The organism is Pseudomonas sp. FME51, from assembly GCF_014897305.1.
The window spans coordinates 372,042-390,131 of record NZ_JABUYN010000001.1 but is presented as its reverse complement, the minus strand read 5'-3'; the positions used below and the strand labels follow the sequence as shown (position 1 = coordinate 390,131).

The 18,090-nt window shown below is 38.8% G+C and carries 17 protein-coding genes; 11 read left to right on the top strand and 6 right to left on the bottom strand.

Annotated elements, in window-relative coordinates:
• Position 1 precedes the first annotated feature (1 nt).
• On the bottom strand, positions 2-592 hold the full coding sequence (gene cobO, locus INT39_RS01750) for a cob(I)yrinic acid a,c-diamide adenosyltransferase (RefSeq protein ID WP_193017260.1): 591 nt from the start codon (positions 590-592) through the stop codon (positions 2-4).
• Positions 593-617: 25 nt separating this feature from the next.
• Positions 618-1,382, bottom strand: a complete 765-nt coding sequence (locus INT39_RS01745) for a YciK family oxidoreductase (protein WP_226944462.1) — start codon at positions 1,380-1,382, stop codon at positions 618-620.
• Between the two features lie 210 nt (positions 1,383-1,592).
• On the opposite strand from INT39_RS01745, the gene sohB reads away from it, so the two are divergent.
• On the top strand, positions 1,593-2,639 hold the full coding sequence (sohB, locus tag INT39_RS01740) for a protease SohB (RefSeq protein WP_193017259.1): 1,047 nt from the start codon (positions 1,593-1,595) through the stop codon (positions 2,637-2,639).
• A 513-nt stretch (positions 2,640-3,152) separates the two neighbouring features.
• Here sohB and INT39_RS01735 read toward each other — a convergent pair.
• Positions 3,153-3,401: a YciN family protein gene (locus INT39_RS01735; protein WP_193017258.1), complete on the bottom strand. Its 249-nt coding sequence runs from the start codon at positions 3,399-3,401 to the stop codon at positions 3,153-3,155.
• 307 nt (positions 3,402-3,708) lie between these two features.
• Between INT39_RS01735 and topA the strand changes: the two genes are divergently transcribed.
• The 3 genes from topA (at position 3,709) to cysB (ending at position 8,197) form a co-directional block, all read left to right on the top strand.
• Positions 3,709-6,306: a type I DNA topoisomerase gene (gene topA / locus INT39_RS01730; RefSeq protein ID WP_193017257.1), complete on the top strand. Its 2,598-nt coding sequence runs from the start codon at positions 3,709-3,711 to the stop codon at positions 6,304-6,306.
• 153 nt (positions 6,307-6,459) lie between these two features.
• Positions 6,460-6,984, top strand: coding sequence for a superoxide dismutase family protein (gene sodC / locus INT39_RS01725; RefSeq protein WP_193017256.1), 525 nt, complete (start codon positions 6,460-6,462; stop codon positions 6,982-6,984).
• Positions 6,985-7,222: 238 nt separating this feature from the next.
• Positions 7,223-8,197 (top strand): HTH-type transcriptional regulator CysB, encoded by a 975-nt coding sequence (gene cysB / locus INT39_RS01720; RefSeq protein ID WP_193017255.1) that lies wholly within the window; start codon positions 7,223-7,225, stop codon positions 8,195-8,197.
• 63 nt (positions 8,198-8,260) lie between these two features.
• Here the strand turns inward: cysB and INT39_RS01715 are convergent, their stop codons facing one another.
• Positions 8,261-9,091: a hypothetical protein gene (locus tag INT39_RS01715; RefSeq protein WP_193017254.1), complete on the bottom strand. Its 831-nt coding sequence runs from the start codon at positions 9,089-9,091 to the stop codon at positions 8,261-8,263.
• 219 nt (positions 9,092-9,310) lie between these two features.
• Here INT39_RS01715 and acnA point away from each other — a divergent pair, with 219 nt between their 5' ends.
• Positions 9,311-11,983 carry an aconitate hydratase AcnA gene (gene acnA, locus INT39_RS01710; protein ID WP_193017253.1) on the top strand — a complete coding sequence of 891 codons (2,673 nt, stop codon included), beginning with the start codon at positions 9,311-9,313 and terminating at the stop codon, positions 11,981-11,983.
• Positions 11,984-12,062: 79 nt separating this feature from the next.
• On the opposite strand, the gene INT39_RS01705 is transcribed toward acnA, so the two are convergent.
• Positions 12,063-12,878, bottom strand: coding sequence for a MetQ/NlpA family lipoprotein (locus INT39_RS01705; protein WP_193017252.1), 816 nt, complete (start codon positions 12,876-12,878; stop codon positions 12,063-12,065).
• A 253-nt stretch (positions 12,879-13,131) separates the two neighbouring features.
• Positions 13,132-13,731 carry a GTP cyclohydrolase II gene (ribA, locus tag INT39_RS01700; RefSeq protein ID WP_193017251.1) on the bottom strand — a complete coding sequence of 200 codons (600 nt, stop codon included), beginning with the start codon at positions 13,729-13,731 and terminating at the stop codon, positions 13,132-13,134.
• 265 nt (positions 13,732-13,996) lie between these two features.
• Here ribA and pgpB point away from each other — a divergent pair, with 265 nt between their 5' ends.
• The 6 genes from pgpB (at position 13,997) to INT39_RS01670 (ending at position 18,076) form a co-directional block, all read left to right on the top strand.
• On the top strand, positions 13,997-14,716 hold the full coding sequence (pgpB, locus tag INT39_RS01695; RefSeq protein ID WP_193017250.1) for a phosphatidylglycerophosphatase B: 720 nt from the start codon (positions 13,997-13,999) through the stop codon (positions 14,714-14,716).
• A 159-nt stretch (positions 14,717-14,875) separates the two neighbouring features.
• Entirely contained in the window at positions 14,876-15,193 is a 318-nt protein-coding gene (locus INT39_RS01690; protein ID WP_193017249.1) for a LapA family protein, read from the top strand.
• Between the two features lie 12 nt (positions 15,194-15,205).
• Positions 15,206-16,375, top strand: a complete 1,170-nt coding sequence (lapB, locus tag INT39_RS01685; protein WP_193017248.1) for a lipopolysaccharide assembly protein LapB — start codon at positions 15,206-15,208, stop codon at positions 16,373-16,375.
• A gap of 45 nt (positions 16,376-16,420) precedes the next feature.
• Complete coding sequence (pyrF, locus tag INT39_RS01680; RefSeq protein WP_193017247.1) at positions 16,421-17,152, top strand: orotidine-5'-phosphate decarboxylase; 732 nt, start codon at positions 16,421-16,423, stop codon at positions 17,150-17,152.
• An 88-nt stretch (positions 17,153-17,240) separates the two neighbouring features.
• Entirely contained in the window at positions 17,241-17,564 is a 324-nt protein-coding gene (gene yciH, locus INT39_RS01675) for a stress response translation initiation inhibitor YciH (protein WP_193017246.1), read from the top strand.
• A 116-nt stretch (positions 17,565-17,680) separates the two neighbouring features.
• A complete protein-coding gene (locus tag INT39_RS01670) occupies positions 17,681-18,076 on the top strand; it encodes a hypothetical protein (protein ID WP_193072072.1) in 396 nt (131 codons plus the stop codon).
• Positions 18,077-18,090: the final 14 nt, after the last annotated feature.

The following is an 18,090-nucleotide window of genomic DNA, read 5'->3' as shown; positions in this document are numbered from 1 at the left end:
ATTACCAATCTATACCTTTTTGTGCCTTGATCCCACTATCAAATGCGTGTTTGATAGGACGCATTTCTGTTACCGTATCAGCTAACTCAATTAATTTTCTATGACAGCCTCTTCCTGTAATAATTAGATTTTGGTGTGCGGGACGAGAACGAATAGCAGAAATTACCTCATCTAATGGCAAATAATTAAAGCTGATCATATAGGTAATTTCATCAAGAATAACCAGATCGTATTCTGGGTCATTAAGCAGTTTAAGTGCATATTGCCATGTATTTAAACAGGCCGCAGTATCTGTACTTTTATCTTGAGTTTCCCACGTAAAGCCAGTTTCCATAACATAAAATGGTACGCCTGCTTGTTCCAATAGATTTCGTTCGCCATTTTCCCAAGTCCCCTTAATAAACTGCACAACACCGACCTTTTTTTGATGACCTACTGCGCGTGTTGCCGTTCCCATCGCTGCCGTTGTTTTTCCTTTACCATTTCCGGTAAAGATCATCAAAATACCTTGCTCTCGTTGAGCTTGTTCAATTCGAGTATCTACTTTCTCTTTTAAACGTTGCTGGCGTTTTTGGTGTTGTGCGTCACTCATTTTGCTACCTCAAATATAAATTACATTATTCAGCAGGGCCTGCTTTACGCCCCGGTTGAGCGTCTAAAGATTGTCCTTTCACATCAATACTGTCATCACTCATAAGATAGAGATACAACGGCATCAAATCTTTAGGTGTTTTTAGTTTTTGTGCATTCTCATCAGGGAATGCGCTGGCTCTCATTGAGGTACGAGTACCACCAGGATTAATACAGTTAATGCGTAAGGTACTGTCGTTATATTCTTCATTAAGTACTTGCATAAAGCCTTCTGTGGCAAATTTAGACACAGAATAAGCTCCCCAGCCATAACGACCTTGGCGACCCACGCTTGATGTAGTAAGAATAAGGCTTGCATGAGGTGCTTTTAGCATTAAAGGTAATAGCGCCTTTGTGAGCATAAATGTCGCATTAACGTTTACTTGCATAACATCATGCCAAAGGTTACTTGGCTGATTAATAATAGGCTCGACAACACCTAATAAGCCGGCATTTTGTAATACACCATCAAGATGAGGAAAGCGCTTAACGAGTGTATCAGCAAATTGCTGAAAATCATTTTCTGTCGCGGTGAGCAAATCAAGTGGGTATAACATAGGTTGTTGTCCACCTGATATGATGATTTCTTCTTGAACATCTTCAAGTTTTGATAGCGTGCGGCCTAATAAGATAAGTGTCGCACCATATTGTGCATAAGTCAGTGCCGCTTCTTTTCCAATGCCATCACCAGCACCTGTTACTAGAATAATTTTATCTTTTAGCACGCTATGATCGGGTTGATATTGCAACATATTGATATCCTGTCTAGTAAAAAGTAAATAAAGTGTAACGTCTTATTTGTCTAGCGACTAGTTTAGTCTGTTTTTTTGTTTACACTTTATCACTGTTTTCTTTATGGTATTACGCATAATCATGCCTTTGTTGCTGGCGCTAAAGCAGAATTTCGTTAAACTAGGCATATTGATTTTAGTCAGTGTTATTAACCTTAAAAAGAGGTCTTTGTGGAGTATATTTTGCAATATGGATTATTTTTAGCAGAGATTGCCACGGTTGTCGTGGCTATCATCGCTATTGTGTTGTTTTTTATCGTAATTGGAAATAAAAAACAAAATCGAAAAGGCACCTTAAAAGTAACCGATCTTGCTGAAGCTTACGAAGAAAAACAGCGAGTAATGCAGCAAGCGAGAATGGACGATGCTGAGTTAAAAGTCTGGTATAAAGCGTTTAAAAAACAGCAGAAAAAAGAAAATAAACAAAGTAAAAACAATGCGAAGGAAGGTAAAAAGGGGGTTATAAAACCGTGTTTGTATGTCCTTGATTTCAACGGTAGTATGGATGCCCACGAAGTGGGTGCATTACGCGAAGAAATCAGTGCTATTCTTTCTGTTGCCCAAACGGGCGATGAAGTTTTACTGCGTTTAGAAAGTCCTGGGGGCATGGTTCATGGATATGGATTAGCAGCCGCTCAATTAACGCGATTAAAAGAAAAGGGTATTAAGCTGACGGCCGTTGTCGATAAAGTAGCGGCAAGTGGTGGTTATATGATGGCTTGTGTTGCGGATAAAATTGTTGCTGCACCTTTTTCTATTATTGGTTCGATTGGCGTTGTCGCTCAAATTCCGAATATTCATCGATTATTGAAGAAAAATGATATCGATGTCGAGTTACATACTGCGGGTGAATATAAGCGTACATTAACTTTATTGGGCGAAAACACAGAAGAAGGTCGTGAGAAATTTAAACAAGATTTAAATGAAACTCATCTATTATTTAAAGCTTTTGTACATAAATATCGCCCCCAACTTGATATCGATAGTGTTGCAACTGGAGAATATTGGTACGGCACAGAAGCGTTGAATAAAGGCCTAATTGATGAAGTGGGTGTAAGCGATGATTGGTTAATCAATCATATTAACGACTTCGAAGTATTCTCTGTTCAATATGTTATCAAAAAGAAAATGGTTGAGCGTGTTACAGGTGGCGCAATGGAAAGTGTTGATAAACTGATGATGCGTTGGGTACAACGAAGTAAAAAACCATTGCTGTAATGAGTAGAAACTAAAAAAACCATATTAGCGATACTGAGTATTTGAACCTTATTACTGAGTATCGTTACCTCACGTCTTTTCTGCCAATCAATAATTATTCTCTTTGCCTGTCGGCGATCTTAACGATTTGTTCCAAGAAAATATTATCTTAATGAGAATAAAAAAAGCCAGTGAATGACTCACTGGCTATCAAAGAGATAATTGATATTAATTAACAACAACAGGGTAACGCTTTCCTCTTTCTAGGAAACAGTAATATAGCGATAAAAGTAAAATAAAAATAATTGATATTACTGATTGTATTGATAGGTAGGTGTAATCTTAAAATTAAGATAAAAGAAAATAAATTCGCTTATCTTTAATTGATTTTTTATTCTTTGAATTTGATTAATTATGCCAGTCATTGTGATTGTAAAACTGCAATAACTGGCATGTCAGATCTTTTTTTGGATTATCGATTAATGATTAGAAAATTAAATCTTGTCATAAATACAAAATAATTCCTAAAGCCACTTATGCTAAATGGTATTTATCAGAGAGGACATGAGCTAAATGTTTAAACATGTTAAACGCTGCAGTGCTTTTTGCGGTAGGCAAACCCTGCTCATCTAAAAAAAATTCACCTTTAAATACGAGGACATTTCCTTTTTGCTCGACTGAGTCAGCACGCATGCCTTGTAAATAATCTTCATGTTCACGTATGATTTCATTCGCTTTTTCAAGTAGCATCTCAGTGGTAATAGGTGTAGTTTGTGTTGACATAATTTGTGCTCCTTAGAAAAATAATTTGTTGCGCATCACTTTTTATCAGGTAGAGTGTGGCATTTTTAAAACCTTAGCTACTCTATATGTAGCAAATAGGATGTGCCTGTTACCCGATTAAAGCAGTGAGGTGATTAAAATACCTCAAAAAAAGTAACGAGTTTTGAGCTCGAACAAAAGCTTTGAATAAAAACAGGTTGATATATTGCAAAACTAACGCAATATAAAAAAGAGATTTTAAACATTTTTTTAGTTGAGGGTATTAAACAATACCGTCATAACAAAGTTTAATTAGGTAAAGGTAATTATGGGTAAAGCTCTTGTTATCGTGGAGTCCCCGGCTAAAGCCAAAACGATCAATAAATATCTTGGCAATGACTACGTGGTTAAATCTAGCGTGGGTCACATTCGTGATTTGCCCAAGAGTGGTTCTGGCAGCCAGAAGAGCGAAACCTCATCCGCCACGAAAGGCGTAAAAAAAGTTAAAAAGGATGAGAAATCAGCCTTAGTCAGCCGTATGGGAGTTGATCCCTACAATGGGTGGAATGCGAATTATCAAATTCTACCTGGCAAAGAAAAAGTTGTGGCTGAACTAAAAGCATTGGCTGAGAAAGCTGATCATATCTATCTCGCAACGGACCTTGACCGCGAAGGAGAAGCTATCGCGTGGCATTTACGCGAAGTTATCGGCGGTGATGATGAAAGATTTAGTCGAGTAGTTTTTAACGAAATCACTAAAAATGCGATTACACAAGCATTCCAAACACCCGGTGAGCTCAATATAGATCGCGTTAACGCGCAACAAGCACGTCGTTTTATGGATCGTGTTGTGGGCTATATGGTTTCACCTTTGCTTTGGAAAAAAGTTGCTCGTGGTTTATCTGCTGGCCGTGTGCAATCTGTTGCTGTTCGTCTTTTGGTTGAGCGTGAACGTGAAATAAAAGCCTTTGTTCCTGAAGAATATTGGCAATTACACGCATCATTGCTAACGCCAGATGAACAAACTTTGCGTATGGAAGTCACGCATTATAATGATAAAAGCTTCAATCCAGTTTCATCTGATGAAACTCATGTTGCAGTTAACGCATTAAAAAATGCAACTTTCACGGTTAAAGATCGTGAAGACAGACCAACATCAAGTAAACCCAGTGCTCCTCTTATCACATCAACTTTACAGCAAGCGGCAAGTACGCGCTTAAGCTTTGGTGTGAAAAAGACAATGATGTTAGCTCAACGCCTTTATGAAGCAGGTTATATTACCTATATGCGTACTGACTCGACTAACTTAAGTCAGGATGCAATTCAAATGGCGCGTGATTATATTCATGAGCAGTTTGGGGCGAAGTATTTACCTAAAGAGCCAAACGTTTATTCGAACAAAGAGAACTCTCAAGAAGCGCACGAAGCTATTCGTCCTTCCGATATCAATGTTATCTCTGAATCTTTAAAAGATATGGATAACGATGCTAAACGTTTATATCAACTGATTTGGAATCAATTTGTTGCTTGTCAAATGACACCAGCAAAATATGATTCAACAACATTAACGGTTGAATCAGGAGATTATAAATTACGAGCTAAAGGCCGTACGTTACGTTTTGCTGGTTGGACGAAAGTCATGCCTGCGATGCGCAATAAAGATGAGGATAAAACCTTACCTGCTGTTGATGTAGGCGCAAAACTCGCGTTAGCTGAGTTAGAACCTACTCAGCACTTTACCAAGCCACCAGCACGTTTTAGTGAAGCAACATTAGTTAAAGAATTAGAAAAACGGGGTATTGGTCGTCCTTCAACTTATGCTTCGATCATTTCGACTATTCAAGATCGTGGCTACGTAAAAGTTGAAAACCGTCGTTTTTATGCTGAAAAAATGGGTGAAATTGTTACTGATCGCTTAGAAGAGAATTTTAGCGATTTAATGAATTACGATTTTACTGCGCAAATGGAAGATCACCTCGACCATGTTGCTAATAAAGAAGAGAACTGGAAATCGGTATTAGACGCATTTTTCACTGATTTTAGTCAGCAATTAAGTGTTGCTGAAAAAGATCCCGAAGAAGGCGGTATGCGACCAAATCCGATGGTAATTACCTCTATTGAGTGTCCGACATGTTCCCGTCATATGGGAATTAGAACGGCAACAACGGGAGTATTCTTAGGATGTTCTGGTTATGCATTGCCACCTAAAGAGCGTTGTAAACAAACGATAAACCTTATCCCTGAAGATGAATTGCTGAATATTCTTGAAGGGGAAGATGCAGAGACTAATGCATTACGAGCACGTCGCCGTTGCCCGAAATGTGGGACTGCAATGGACAGCTACCTTATCGATACACATCGTAAATTACATGTTTGTGGTAATAATCCAGCATGTGATGGTTATGATGTCGAAGAAGGTGAATTCCGCTTAAAAGGTTATGAAGGGCCTGTCATTGAGTGTGATAAATGTGGTTCTGAAATGCGCCTAAAAATGGGGCGTTTTGGTAAATACATGGGTTGTACTAATGATGAGTGTAAAAATACCCGAAAAATTTTAAAAAGCGGTGAAATTGCACCTCCAAAGGAAGATCCTGTTCCACTTCCTGAATTACTGTGTGAAAAATCAGATGCATACTTTGTATTACGTGACGGTGCAGCAGGTGTATTCTTAGCCGCAAACACGTTCCCTAAATCAAGGGAAACACGCGCACCCAAAGTAGAAGAGTTAGTTCGCTTCAAAGATCGCTTAGCTGAAAAAATGCGTTATTTAGCTGAAGCGCCAGTGGCTGATCCTGACGGTAATCCAACGATTGTACGTTTTAGTCGTAAGACTAAACAACAATATGTTTCTTCTGAGAAAGAAGGCAAAGCAACAGGCTGGTCTGCATTTTATGTTGATGGTAAGTGGGTTGAAAAAACCAAATAACATTGACATGGTGTGATAAGAAAAGCGACTAATGTGAGTTAGTCGCTTTTTTTGCATCAAGAAGATATGCTATTAGCGTACATTGAAACAGTATTAATGGTTAATTTCTATTTGTCTAATATTTTACTTTGTTAATAATAAGACGGAGATACTATGAAACTGACGCCTTGGTTACTATCTGGCTTACTCTTTACGTCTGTTGCAAGTGCTGCAACATTAGATGTCACGTTAAAAGAAGCGCTTCCTACCGGTGCAGGCAACGATATTGGTGTTGTCACTATCACTGAAACTGACTACGGGCTGTTATTTACGCCGAAACTAACAGGTTTAACGCCTGGTGTTCATGGTTTTCACCTTCATGCGAATGGTTCTTGTGAGCCTGATATAAAAGAGGGAAAACCTGTTCCTGCTTTAAAAGCGGGTGGACATTTAGATCCTGAAAATAAAGGTGTTCACTTGGGGCCTTATAATAAAGAAGGACATCTTGGTGACTTACCAGGATTGGTTGTTAACGATAAAGGTATTGCTGATTACGCCGTATTAGCACCTAAACTCACTAAGCTTGAGCAAGTGAAGGATAAAGCGATTATGGTTCATGTTGGTGGCGATAACTATTCTGATAATCCAGAAGCCCTAGGTGGTGGTGGTGCAAGAATGGCATGTGGTGTTATTAAATAATGTAATGCCAGAGTATTCTTAAATATAAGCTGACTTTAAGTCAGCTTTTTTTATACTTAATGTATAGCTTATAACAATTAGATATAACAAAACCTAAATAACCCTATGAATTACGTTAGACCGAAATGAAATAAGTGATATAGTGGTTATATATTACATCTTTATTATTCTTTTTAGTTATATGAATATAAATAGAATAACAGAATAATAAGTCTTTTGTTGAAGGGATAGCCTCTCTATGAAATTACAGCAGTTACGTTATATCGTTGAAGTAGTGAATAACGATTTAAATGTATCAACTACCGCAGAGCGTTTGTATACATCTCAACCGGGAATAAGTAAACAAATTCGCATGTTAGAAGATGAGTTAGGGATACAAGTATTTTCGCGTAGTGGTAAGCATTTAACGCACGTGACACCTGCCGGTGAAGAGATTGTCAGGCTGTCTCGTGAAATTTTATCAAAAACAGAAGCGATTCGCTCAGCCGCAGGTGAGCACACTTATCCTGATAGGGGCTCACTGTCTATCGCCACAACACATACACAAGCACGTTATGTCTTACCGCCTGTGATAAAAGGATTTATTGAACGTTATCCTGATGTTTCATTGCATATGAACCAAGGTTCGCCAACACAAATTGCCGAAGATGTATGCAGAGGTAAAAGTGATTTTGCTATCGCGACAGAATCACTGCATCTTTATAACGATTTAGTGATGCTTCCTTGTTATCGCTGGAATCGTATTGTGGTGGTATCGAAAGATCACCCCTTAGCACAAAAACGAGAAGTGACGCTTAAAGAGCTGGCTAATTACGATATCGTAACCTATACCCAAGGTTTTACAGGGCGTTCTGATCTTGATGATGCTTTTGGTAAAGTAGGGCTAAAGCCTAAAATTGTTTTCACAGCAACGGATGCAGATGTTATTAAGACCTACGTGAGACTGCATTTAGGTATTGGTGTGATTGCCAGCATGGCGTTTGATCCTGTGCTTGATAGCGATTTAGTTGCCATTGATATGCGTGATAAATTTAGCTACAGCACCACTAAAATTGCATTTCGCCGTAGTGGTTTTTTACGTGGCTATATGTATGATTTTATGTGGCGTTTTGCGCCTCATCTTACTCGCAATTTAATTGAGCAGGCCAGCGCATTACGATCTAACGATGAAATTGAAGCCTTATTTAAAGATATAGAATTACCGTTAGTCTAACATACTGAAAGGCGGGGTTTTCCCGCCTTCAAGCATATTCTAAAGCCAACATATTGTTCTTTTTCACTTCAAATAAAAATCCCCACTAAAAAAAGCATCAGATTTTGCAATACTGAGTTGACGATACTTATTTAAAAAATCATAAAACTGCTGATTAATCAGTGGTTCATCCAGTGCACTAGCATCAAAAATAGAGGTAATAGAGGTGTATTCTAAAGAAATCGTGAATTTACGGCCAATACAACTGGCAAGTAACATTTTTGCTGATTGATATGAAAAACGTAAGCTCAATATTTTTAATTTTGGGATAAAAATAAGGTGATTATTATGATTCAATATCTCTGTGACTCCTGCAATTGTAATGGTTTGATAGCTATCTAATGATTTGCGTAAGCCAATTTCGATTTGTTGCCCTTGGCTACGTAAAAAATCAACAAACTCGCTTAATGCGGGGGATGTGGTATTAATCGTTGCGCCAAGTAACAACTGAATAAAAGCTTGAGCAATAGAAAAATCAAATGTCTGTTTATGAAGCTTTTTTGTTTCGACTTTGTTTTGTCCCAAAAGGGGAAGATGATTTAATGTGTTTAACCAATGCTCAGGGCAATAATAGGCGTCGTTATCCTCTTTTTTTAATGCGGAAAGGTGGTTTGCCATAATAGAAATAAGGCCCATTTGGATATTTTTAAGTTGTGCCATTTTGTTTATTTCTATGGACTTTAAAGGTTTAGGAGAGGCAATAATAAATTGAACTAATCCTTCTGTGTCTTTTATATTTTGAGAAAGTAATGAATTTACCGTTAAAGCTTGTGGAAAAGGCGGCATGACCGGCTCAGAAAAATAGCGATCGGCGTTCATAATGTTATTAAGTAAGTCAGATTGTTTATTATTCATAGATATTATCCTTACACAGTTATCCCCCAGCTATTAAATCCTTCTTAGACAAAAATTGAGAGATTAAAATTTATTAAGACTATGACACCCATAACATTACGTTAACAAATTGTGTGGTCTTTAAGCGAAATTCGGCGTTATATGATATGTTTAATAAATAACCTTACCTATTTTGATAGTTTAAACATGCTGTCAGTATAAAAATAATAAGGAGGCGCTATGTCGTTACGCTTGAAAAAAGAGAGCCATTCCACGCTGTTGGTTGGATCTCGTGAGTATGAATATTACCGTCTTACCGAAGTTGCTCGTCAATTAGGCGATATTACTCGTCTTCCCAAATCTCTGAAGGTGCTGTTAGAAAACTTAGTGCGGTATCTCGACAATGATACTGTTGTTGAAGAGGATATTAAGGCACTCGTTGAGTGGCAAAAAACAGCACATGCATCACGTGAAATTGCGTATCGACCTGCAAGGGTGCTTATGCAAGATTTTACAGGTGTGCCCGCTGTTGTTGATTTAGCTGCGATGCGTGAAGCGGTGAAATCATTAGGTGGGCAAGTGGATAAAGTGAATCCATTATCACCTGTCGATTTAGTGATTGACCATTCCGTGATGGTTGATGAATACGCCAGTAAAAACGCCTTTGCTGAAAATGTTGAAATAGAAATGGCGCGTAACTATGAACGCTACCTTTTCTTACGCTGGGGTCAACAATCCTTTGAACGTTTTCGTGTCGTGCCACCCGGTACAGGAATTTGCCATCAAGTTAATCTTGAATATTTAGGTAAAGCGATTTGGTCTGAAGAGAAAAATGGCCGGTACATTGCTTATCCTGACACGCTGGTGGGAACAGATTCGCACACCACCATGATAAACGGCTTAGGTGTTTTAGGTTGGGGCGTCGGAGGTATTGAAGCTGAAGCAGCAATGTTAGGCCAACCAATCTCTATGTTAATTCCTGATGTTGTTGGTTTCAAACTAACAGGAAAATTGCGCGAAGGGATCACTGCAACTGATTTGGTATTAACCGTCACACAAATGCTACGTGCCCATGGTGTGGTGGGTAAATTTGTAGAGTTTTATGGTGACGGTTTAGCATCATTACCGCTAGCCGATCGTGCAACCATTGCCAATATGTCACCAGAATATGGGGCAACCTGTGGTTTTTTCCCCATTGATGATATTACGCTTGATTATTTGCGCTTAACAGGGCGTGAAGCGCAAGAAATTGCGTTAGTTGAAACGTATAGTAAAGATCAAGGATTATGGCGCTATGCAGGTGATGAACCTATTTTCACCTCAACCTTATCACTTGACATGGGAACAGTAGAAGCAAGCCTTGCAGGGCCTAAACGCCCTCAAGATAGAGTTAATTTGCCAAGTGTTCCTAATGCATTTAAAGCGGCAGTTGAACTTGAAACCAATAAGAAACCCTTGGCACTGCCCCCTCAAGTAAAAATTGATGATTATCCTGCATTTGAATTAACGGATGGTGCGGTTGTGATTGCGGCGATTACATCTTGTACTAATACTTCAAACCCGAATGTCTTAATGGCTGCGGGATTGCTGGCTAAAAATGCGGTAGAAAAGGGATTACAGCGTAAACCTTGGGTGAAGTCTTCATTAGCCCCAGGATCTAAAGTGGTGACCGACTACCTTAATCTTGCGGGATTAACCCCCTATTTAGATGAACTAGGTTTTAATCTGGTGGGATATGGATGTACTACTTGTATTGGTAACTCAGGGCCTTTATTAGCGCCGATTGAACGTGCAATTAAAGACAATGACTTAACTATTGCGGCTGTTTTATCAGGTAACCGTAACTTTGAAGGCCGAATTCACCCCTTAGTCAAAACCAACTGGCTTGCATCACCACCTTTGGTGGTCGCTTATGCGTTGTCAGGGAATATGAATATTGACTTAACAACAGCATCATTGGGTGAAGATAAACAAGGTAATCCGGTTTATTTAAAAGATATTTGGCCAGACAGTAAAGCCATTGCAGAAGCGGTTGAGAAAGTGAAAACCGAGATGTTCCATAAAGAGTATTCCGCTGTGTTTGAAGGTGATGAAACGTGGAAATCACTAAAAACACAGAATACACCCGTTTATACTTGGCAAGCCGATTCGACTTATATTCGTCGTCCTCCTTTTTTTGATGGTATGACGAAAACACCCGCACCGATTAACGATATTCACCAAGCCAGTATTTTGGCAATATTAGGTGATTCGGTGACAACCGACCATATTTCACCTGCGGGTAATATTAAAGCCGATAGTCCAGCAGGACGTTATTTACGTGAGCATGGAGTCGAACCAAAAGACTTTAACTCCTATGGTTCTAGACGTGGTAACCATGAAGTCATGATGCGAGGCACCTTTGCCAATATCCGTATTCGTAACGAAATGGTACCGGGAATTGAAGGCGGTTTTACCAAGCATATTCCAACGGGTGAAACATTAGCCATTTATGATGCGGCGATGCGTTATCAGCAAGAAAACACCCCACTGGCGATTATAGCAGGGAGTGAGTATGGTTCAGGTTCTAGTCGAGATTGGGCAGCAAAAGGAACGCGTTTATTAGGTGTACGTGTTGTTATTGCGGGATCTTTTGAGCGTATTCACCGTTCTAATTTAATTGGTATGGGCGTTTTACCGTTAGAATTCCCTGAAGGTGTTACACGTCAAACATTAGGTTTAAAAGGGGATGAGAAAATTGAAATTACCGGACTTAATGCATTAACACCGAGCCAAGATGTCGAAGTTAGTATTACGTTCGCTGATAATCGCCGTGAAACGGTGATGGCACGTTGTCGTATTGATACGCAAACTGAACTGGCTTATTTCCAACACGGAGGCATATTGCATTACGTTATTCGTAATATGCTTTAATTAGATTTTTGCTGTTGTAAATTAAACGCCTCATTATAAAAAAATGGGGCGTTTTTATTTGGTAATAACGTATAACTTATTACCAGCCTTGAATGGCTCCGCCGTTAAAAATAGTTTCAGCTGCAGTAGCAACTTCGGGTGATTGATAGGCTTTAATAAAGTCACGAATATTATCAGATTCTTTATTATCTTCTCTTGCCACAATAATATTGGTGTAAGGGGAGTTTTTATCTTCAATAAAAATGCTGTCTTTGATTGGTGATAAATTTATTTGCTGAATATAGGTCGTGCTAATAATGGCAACAGTAACTTTAGGATCGCTTAAAACGCGGGGTAATTGCGCACCTTCTAGCTCCATGATTTTCAACGTAAGTGGATTATCAATAATATCGAGGGCTGTGGGTAGCAAGCCGCTATTAGGTTTTAATGTGATCAGTTTTTCTTTATGTAATAACAATAAAGCACGACCTAAATTGGTGGGATCGTTAGGAACAGCAATAGTATCGCCAGCCTTTAACTCAGAAGGGTGCTTAATTTTTGTTGAATAGCCCGCCATAGGGAAAACAAAAGTATTTCCCACAGCCACTAAATTATAACCACGAGATTGATTATCTTGCGCAAGAAAAGGACGATGCTGAAAGACATTGGCATCTAACTCTTTATTCGCAGTTGGGTCATTAGGCAATAATGAGCCACTAAAACCAACCAACTCAACCTCTAAGCCATATTTTTCTTTTGCGACTTTTTTCGCTATTTCTGCGACATCTTGTTCAGCACCGTTAATGACTCCGACCTTAATTGAATGACCGCTTTTATCATTGTTATCACAGCCTGTTAATAATGTACTTATAAGTAAAAGTGCACCGAAAGCCCTACCAGAAAAATGCAATGGCATAATGTATTCCTATCAAAATTTATTTATTGAAAAATAACTGAAAATCAGATAGATAGTCAATGAAATCGCATATGATAAATATTCACATGATATAATTTAATGGTGAAAAAAGAGGAAAGAAACGCTGAATATAAAAGGAAGAAAAACAATAAATAGTGATATAACAAAGAGGTAAGCTAAAAGTGATTAATAAAAAAATCCGAGTGATTTAGGCTCGGATTTGAAAATAATTAATGCTGTGTTATCGGCTTTATTACTGCGCTTTCTTAAATAAGAGATGCCCCATTTTATCCGCTTTAGTATCAAGATAATGCGCATTGCTTGGGTTACGTCCGACAATTAAAGGAACGCGTTCGATAACATTGATACCTGCTGCCTTCATGATCTCAATTTTTTTCGGATTATTGGTTAATAACCGAACTTCATGAACACCCAACAGGTTATACATATCAGCACAAAGAGTAAAATCACGCTCATCAGCCTTAAAACCTAATTCTAGATTAGCTTCAACGGTATCTAATCCTTTATCTTGTAGTGCATAAGCTCGTATTTTATTCAGCAAACCAATGTTACGGCCTTCTTGGCGATGATAAAGCAAGACACCACGACCTATTTTGCTTATTTGCGAAAGTGCGGCTTCAAGTTGAAAACCACAGTCACAACGTAAACTAAACAGGGCGTCACCCGTTAAGCATTCTGAATGGATTCGAGATAATACAGGCTCTGAGCCTGAAATATCGCCATAGATAAGGGCGACATGATCTTTTCCTGTTGCGATTTCTTCAAAACCTACCATTAAAAACTCACCAAAAGGCGTCGGTAGTTTTGCTTCTGCGATACGTCTTAATTTCATTATTTTTGACTCATAATTTCAGGTGATACTCTCGTTCAATACTATACACTTTATAATGAGAACAAAGAGAAATAAAACACTGAAATACTTCCATGTTTGATAGACAAGGAAATGGATAACACACACTTATAAAACCACACCTCCACAAATTATCAGATTTTGAGCCAGAGTGCATAATGATTTTTTGCTAAACTTGCATCGTTTATACTGATAATCTTTAAACGTAAACGAAAGGTATTTCGTGTATTAATTAAGGGGTGAAATATTGGATAAGCAAATAACAAAGTTAATTTTATTAGGCTGTATAGTGCTCTTAATTACACCCGTGACGGTATTTATATTAGGCTGGCAATGGCGACCTACTGATCACCCTTTAGGCGGTATCAGTACATTGTGGGTAGCTGATAGCGCAGCAAAGCCTTGGGGAGCGTTAACGGTCATTGTATTGTTAGCATTATTCTTTTTTGTCCTTAAATTAAAACGAAATAACTTTATTCAATTGGCTCTGATTATCGTTGTTACTTTGGCTGTCGGGCAGTTAATTAAAGTCGTCGTTAAAAATACAGTAAAAGAACCTCGTCCTTATGTGGTTTGGGTCAGTGAAAATTTACACATTACACCGGATACTTTCTATCAGGTTTCAAGGTCTGAACGGGAACAAAGGTTACAAGATGGATTAGCAAATTCTCCTGTGATCCCCGCATGGCAACTTAAACATTGGAAAGCAGAAACGGGTTATGCTTTTCCATCAGGTCATAGTTTATTTGCCGCAACACTGGCTTTGTTTGTTTTTGTCCTTTTTATGTTGCGTCGTCATTATTTTTTAGCAACACTCGGGTTATTATGGGGAATTGATGTCACGGCAGGGCGTATTGTGTTGGGAATGCACTGGGCATCTGATGTGATTGTCGGTATTCTTATTAGTACTGTGCTGGTTTGGTGTGCATTTAAGGTCATTGAGCGGCGTTTATGGCTCAAATCCTGACGATAGCCCTTATTTTTGAGATATAGAATGTCTTTTTCAGTTTTTATGTGAAAAAATATACGAAAATCAGTTGATTCTAAGAAATGACTTTCTTTGTGCGCAGTGAAAATGCTACCTTTATCTGTCCACTAAAGAAAAGAGAATAAAAAAGGAAATAATGTGAAAAAAGTCCTACTTTTTATTTTGGTTATTCTTGTTTTTGCCATCGTGGTGATAGCCATGACTTTAGGCGCAAATAACGATCAGGTAGTCACATTTAATTACCTTATTGCACAAGGTGAATATCGTATTTCTACCTTATTAGCTACGCTGTTTGGTGTTGGCTTTGTCCTTGGTTGGATTGTCAGTGGTGTTTTTTATTTACGTACTCGTTTGTCATTAGGCCGCGCAAAACGTAAAATTAAACGCCTTGAAAGTGTCCAAACAAAACAAGAAAGCCAAGAAAGTCGCCCAACGGTTGCTTCTGCTACGAAATAAGGACGATAGCTGATGCTAGAATTGCTGTTTCTGTTATTACCTGTCGCAGCGGCTTACGGCTGGTATATGGGGCGTCGTGGCGCTCAACAGGATAAACAGCAGAACGCCGACCGTCTGTCACGAGAATACGTAGCAGGGGTTAACTTCTTACTTTCTGATCAACAAGATAAAGCAGTTGACCTCTTTCTTGAAATGCTGAAAGAAGACAGCTCTGCTTTTGAAGCCCACCTCACGTTAGGTAATCTTTTCCGCTCTCGCGGTGAAGTTGAACGCGCTATTCGTATTCACCAATCTTTAATGGAAAGCGCAGCACTCTCATTTGATCAACGTCTCCTTGCTGTTCAACAATTAGGTCGCGATTATGTCGCTGCGGGCGTTTATGATCGCGCTGAAAACATGTTTCAGCAACTTATTGATGAACAAGAATTCCGTCAAAGTGCGTTGCAGTCGCTTCTGGCAATTTACCAATTAACCAGTGATTGGAGTAAAGCGATAGAAACGGCGGAGAAATTGGTAAAATTAGGTCAACATGAGTTAAAAGAGCAAATTTCACATTTTTATTGTGAATTGGCACTTCAAGAAATGAGCAGTGATAATCTTGATAATGCGCTGGGTTTCTTACAGAAAGCAGGGCAAACCGATCCTCTTTGTGCCCGTGTTTCAATTATGTATGGCCGCATTTATATTGCTCGGGATGAAAAACAAAAAGCCATAGATGTACTGATGAAAGTTATTGATCAAGATAAAGAGATGGTCAGTGAAACCTTGCCTATGCTTTTTGAATGTTTCCAAGCACAAGGTGATACTTCTCGTTGGGAGGCCTATTTACGCCAATGCGTTGATAGCAATAGTGGTGCGATTGCTGAACTTTATCTTGCGGATATTATTGAAGCCAAAGACGGTATTGAAGCTGCTCAGCTTTATATTAATCGCCAATTAGAACGTCATCCTACCATGCGACTTTTTTATCGTTTAATGCGTTACCATTTAGCCGAAGCAGAAGAAGGTCGAGCTAAAGAGAGCCTTATTTTATTGCGCTATATGGTTGGCGAGCAAATTAGAACCAAACCAGATTATCGTTGTCACAAATGTGGTTTTACCTCTCATGCATTATATTGGCATTGTCCGTCCTGTCGTTCATGGGACACCGTTAAACCGATTCGCGGGTTAGATGGTCAGTGACGATGTCACTTTTTTAAGTGTCTCTTTATAAATAAAGGCCCTAAAATGTCATTTCAACGTGATAAAAAATCGCCCGAGTTCTCCTGTGCGCCCATTATTGTGGCATTAGACTATGAAGACCAAAAAAGTGCGTTAGCTTTTGCACAACATATTGATCCCTCATCGTGTCGTTTAAAAATCGGAAAAGAGATGTTTACCCGTTTCGGGCCTCAATTTGTTACGCTGTTACAGAAAGAAGGTTTCGATATTTTCTTAGATTTAAAATTTCATGATATTCCGAATACTGTAGCAAGAGCTGTCGCTGCCGCGGCTGATTTAGGTGTATGGATGGTGAACGTACATGCAAGTGGTGGCAGCCGCATGATGCGTGCGGCTAAAGAAAGCCTTGTATCCTATGGCAAAGACGCACCACTTTTAACAGCAGTAACAGTGTTAACGAGTATGGATCAGTCCGATTTGATTGAATTGGGTATAACATTAACACCCGCAGAACAAGCAGAACGCTTGGCGTTGCTGACAAAAACGTGTGGTCTTGATGGTGTTGTTTGCTCCGCACATGAAGCTACACGTTTTAAACAAATTTGTGGTGATGATTTCTTATTAGTGACACCAGGTATTCGCCCTGCAGGGAGTGATGTTGGTGATCAGCGTCGAGTCATGACACCAGAACAAGCCATTGCAGCAGGGGTTGATTATATGGTGATAGGCCGTCCTATTACACGTAGTGATAACCCACTAGAAACATTACAACAAATTAATCATTCTATAGCTAAATGATCCAAGGTGTCGCTAGCTAATACGAATGAACGCAGTTAACAACGCAACAACTTGAAGTATGACGAATATACAAGGTATGTAATTTAATATGGATAATAACTCTCGTTTGGTTTACTCCACAGATGCGGGTCGCATTAAAGAAGAAGAACAAAAACCAGCACGTCCTGCGGGGGATGGCATTGTGCGTATTCAACGTCAAACTAGCGGACGTAAAGGTAAAGGTGTTTGTGTGGTTTCGGGGCTTGATCTTGATGATGCTGAATTAACCAAACTCGCGGCTGAACTTAAGAAGAAATGTGGCTGTGGTGGGAGTGTAAAAGATGGCTTAATTGAGATCCAAGGCGATAAACGAGATGTCATTAAATCGCTATTAGAAGCTAAAGGAATGAAAGTCAAACTAGCGGGTGGTTAATTTCTTTACCGAGTCGAAGATTAAATGAAAAAGGATGCGCTGATTTTTATTAAAATTGGCGCATTTTTATTACTCAAGATAAATATTTTTAAAGGTACTTTATGAAAGCGTACTTGATGATAGCGACACTGTTATATTCTTCTGCGCTTTTAGCAGAAAACAAAATGGATAAAGTGATAGTCCATGATAAATATTGCTCATCACCAGAGCAAACAATGGATGAAGTTTATGAATATGGGGCAATAACAGATTGTATTTACACGGGGCTTTCAATCACAGAGGCGTATGAAAAATATGTGATCGAGCATGATGAAGCCTATCTTGAAAAAGCAGTTAACGTGAATAATAACATCCAGAAAGAGTACACAGAAGAGAGTGTAACGGTTGATTATAAATGGGAAAATCCGAAAAAATTAATGATAGAACAGCAGTTTGCGGGGGGCTTTACAGAAATTATGTTAGAAGAAGATCAGAAAGGTACTAAAATAACGATTACGGGTCACCCAGATTAATCGTTAATAAAAGA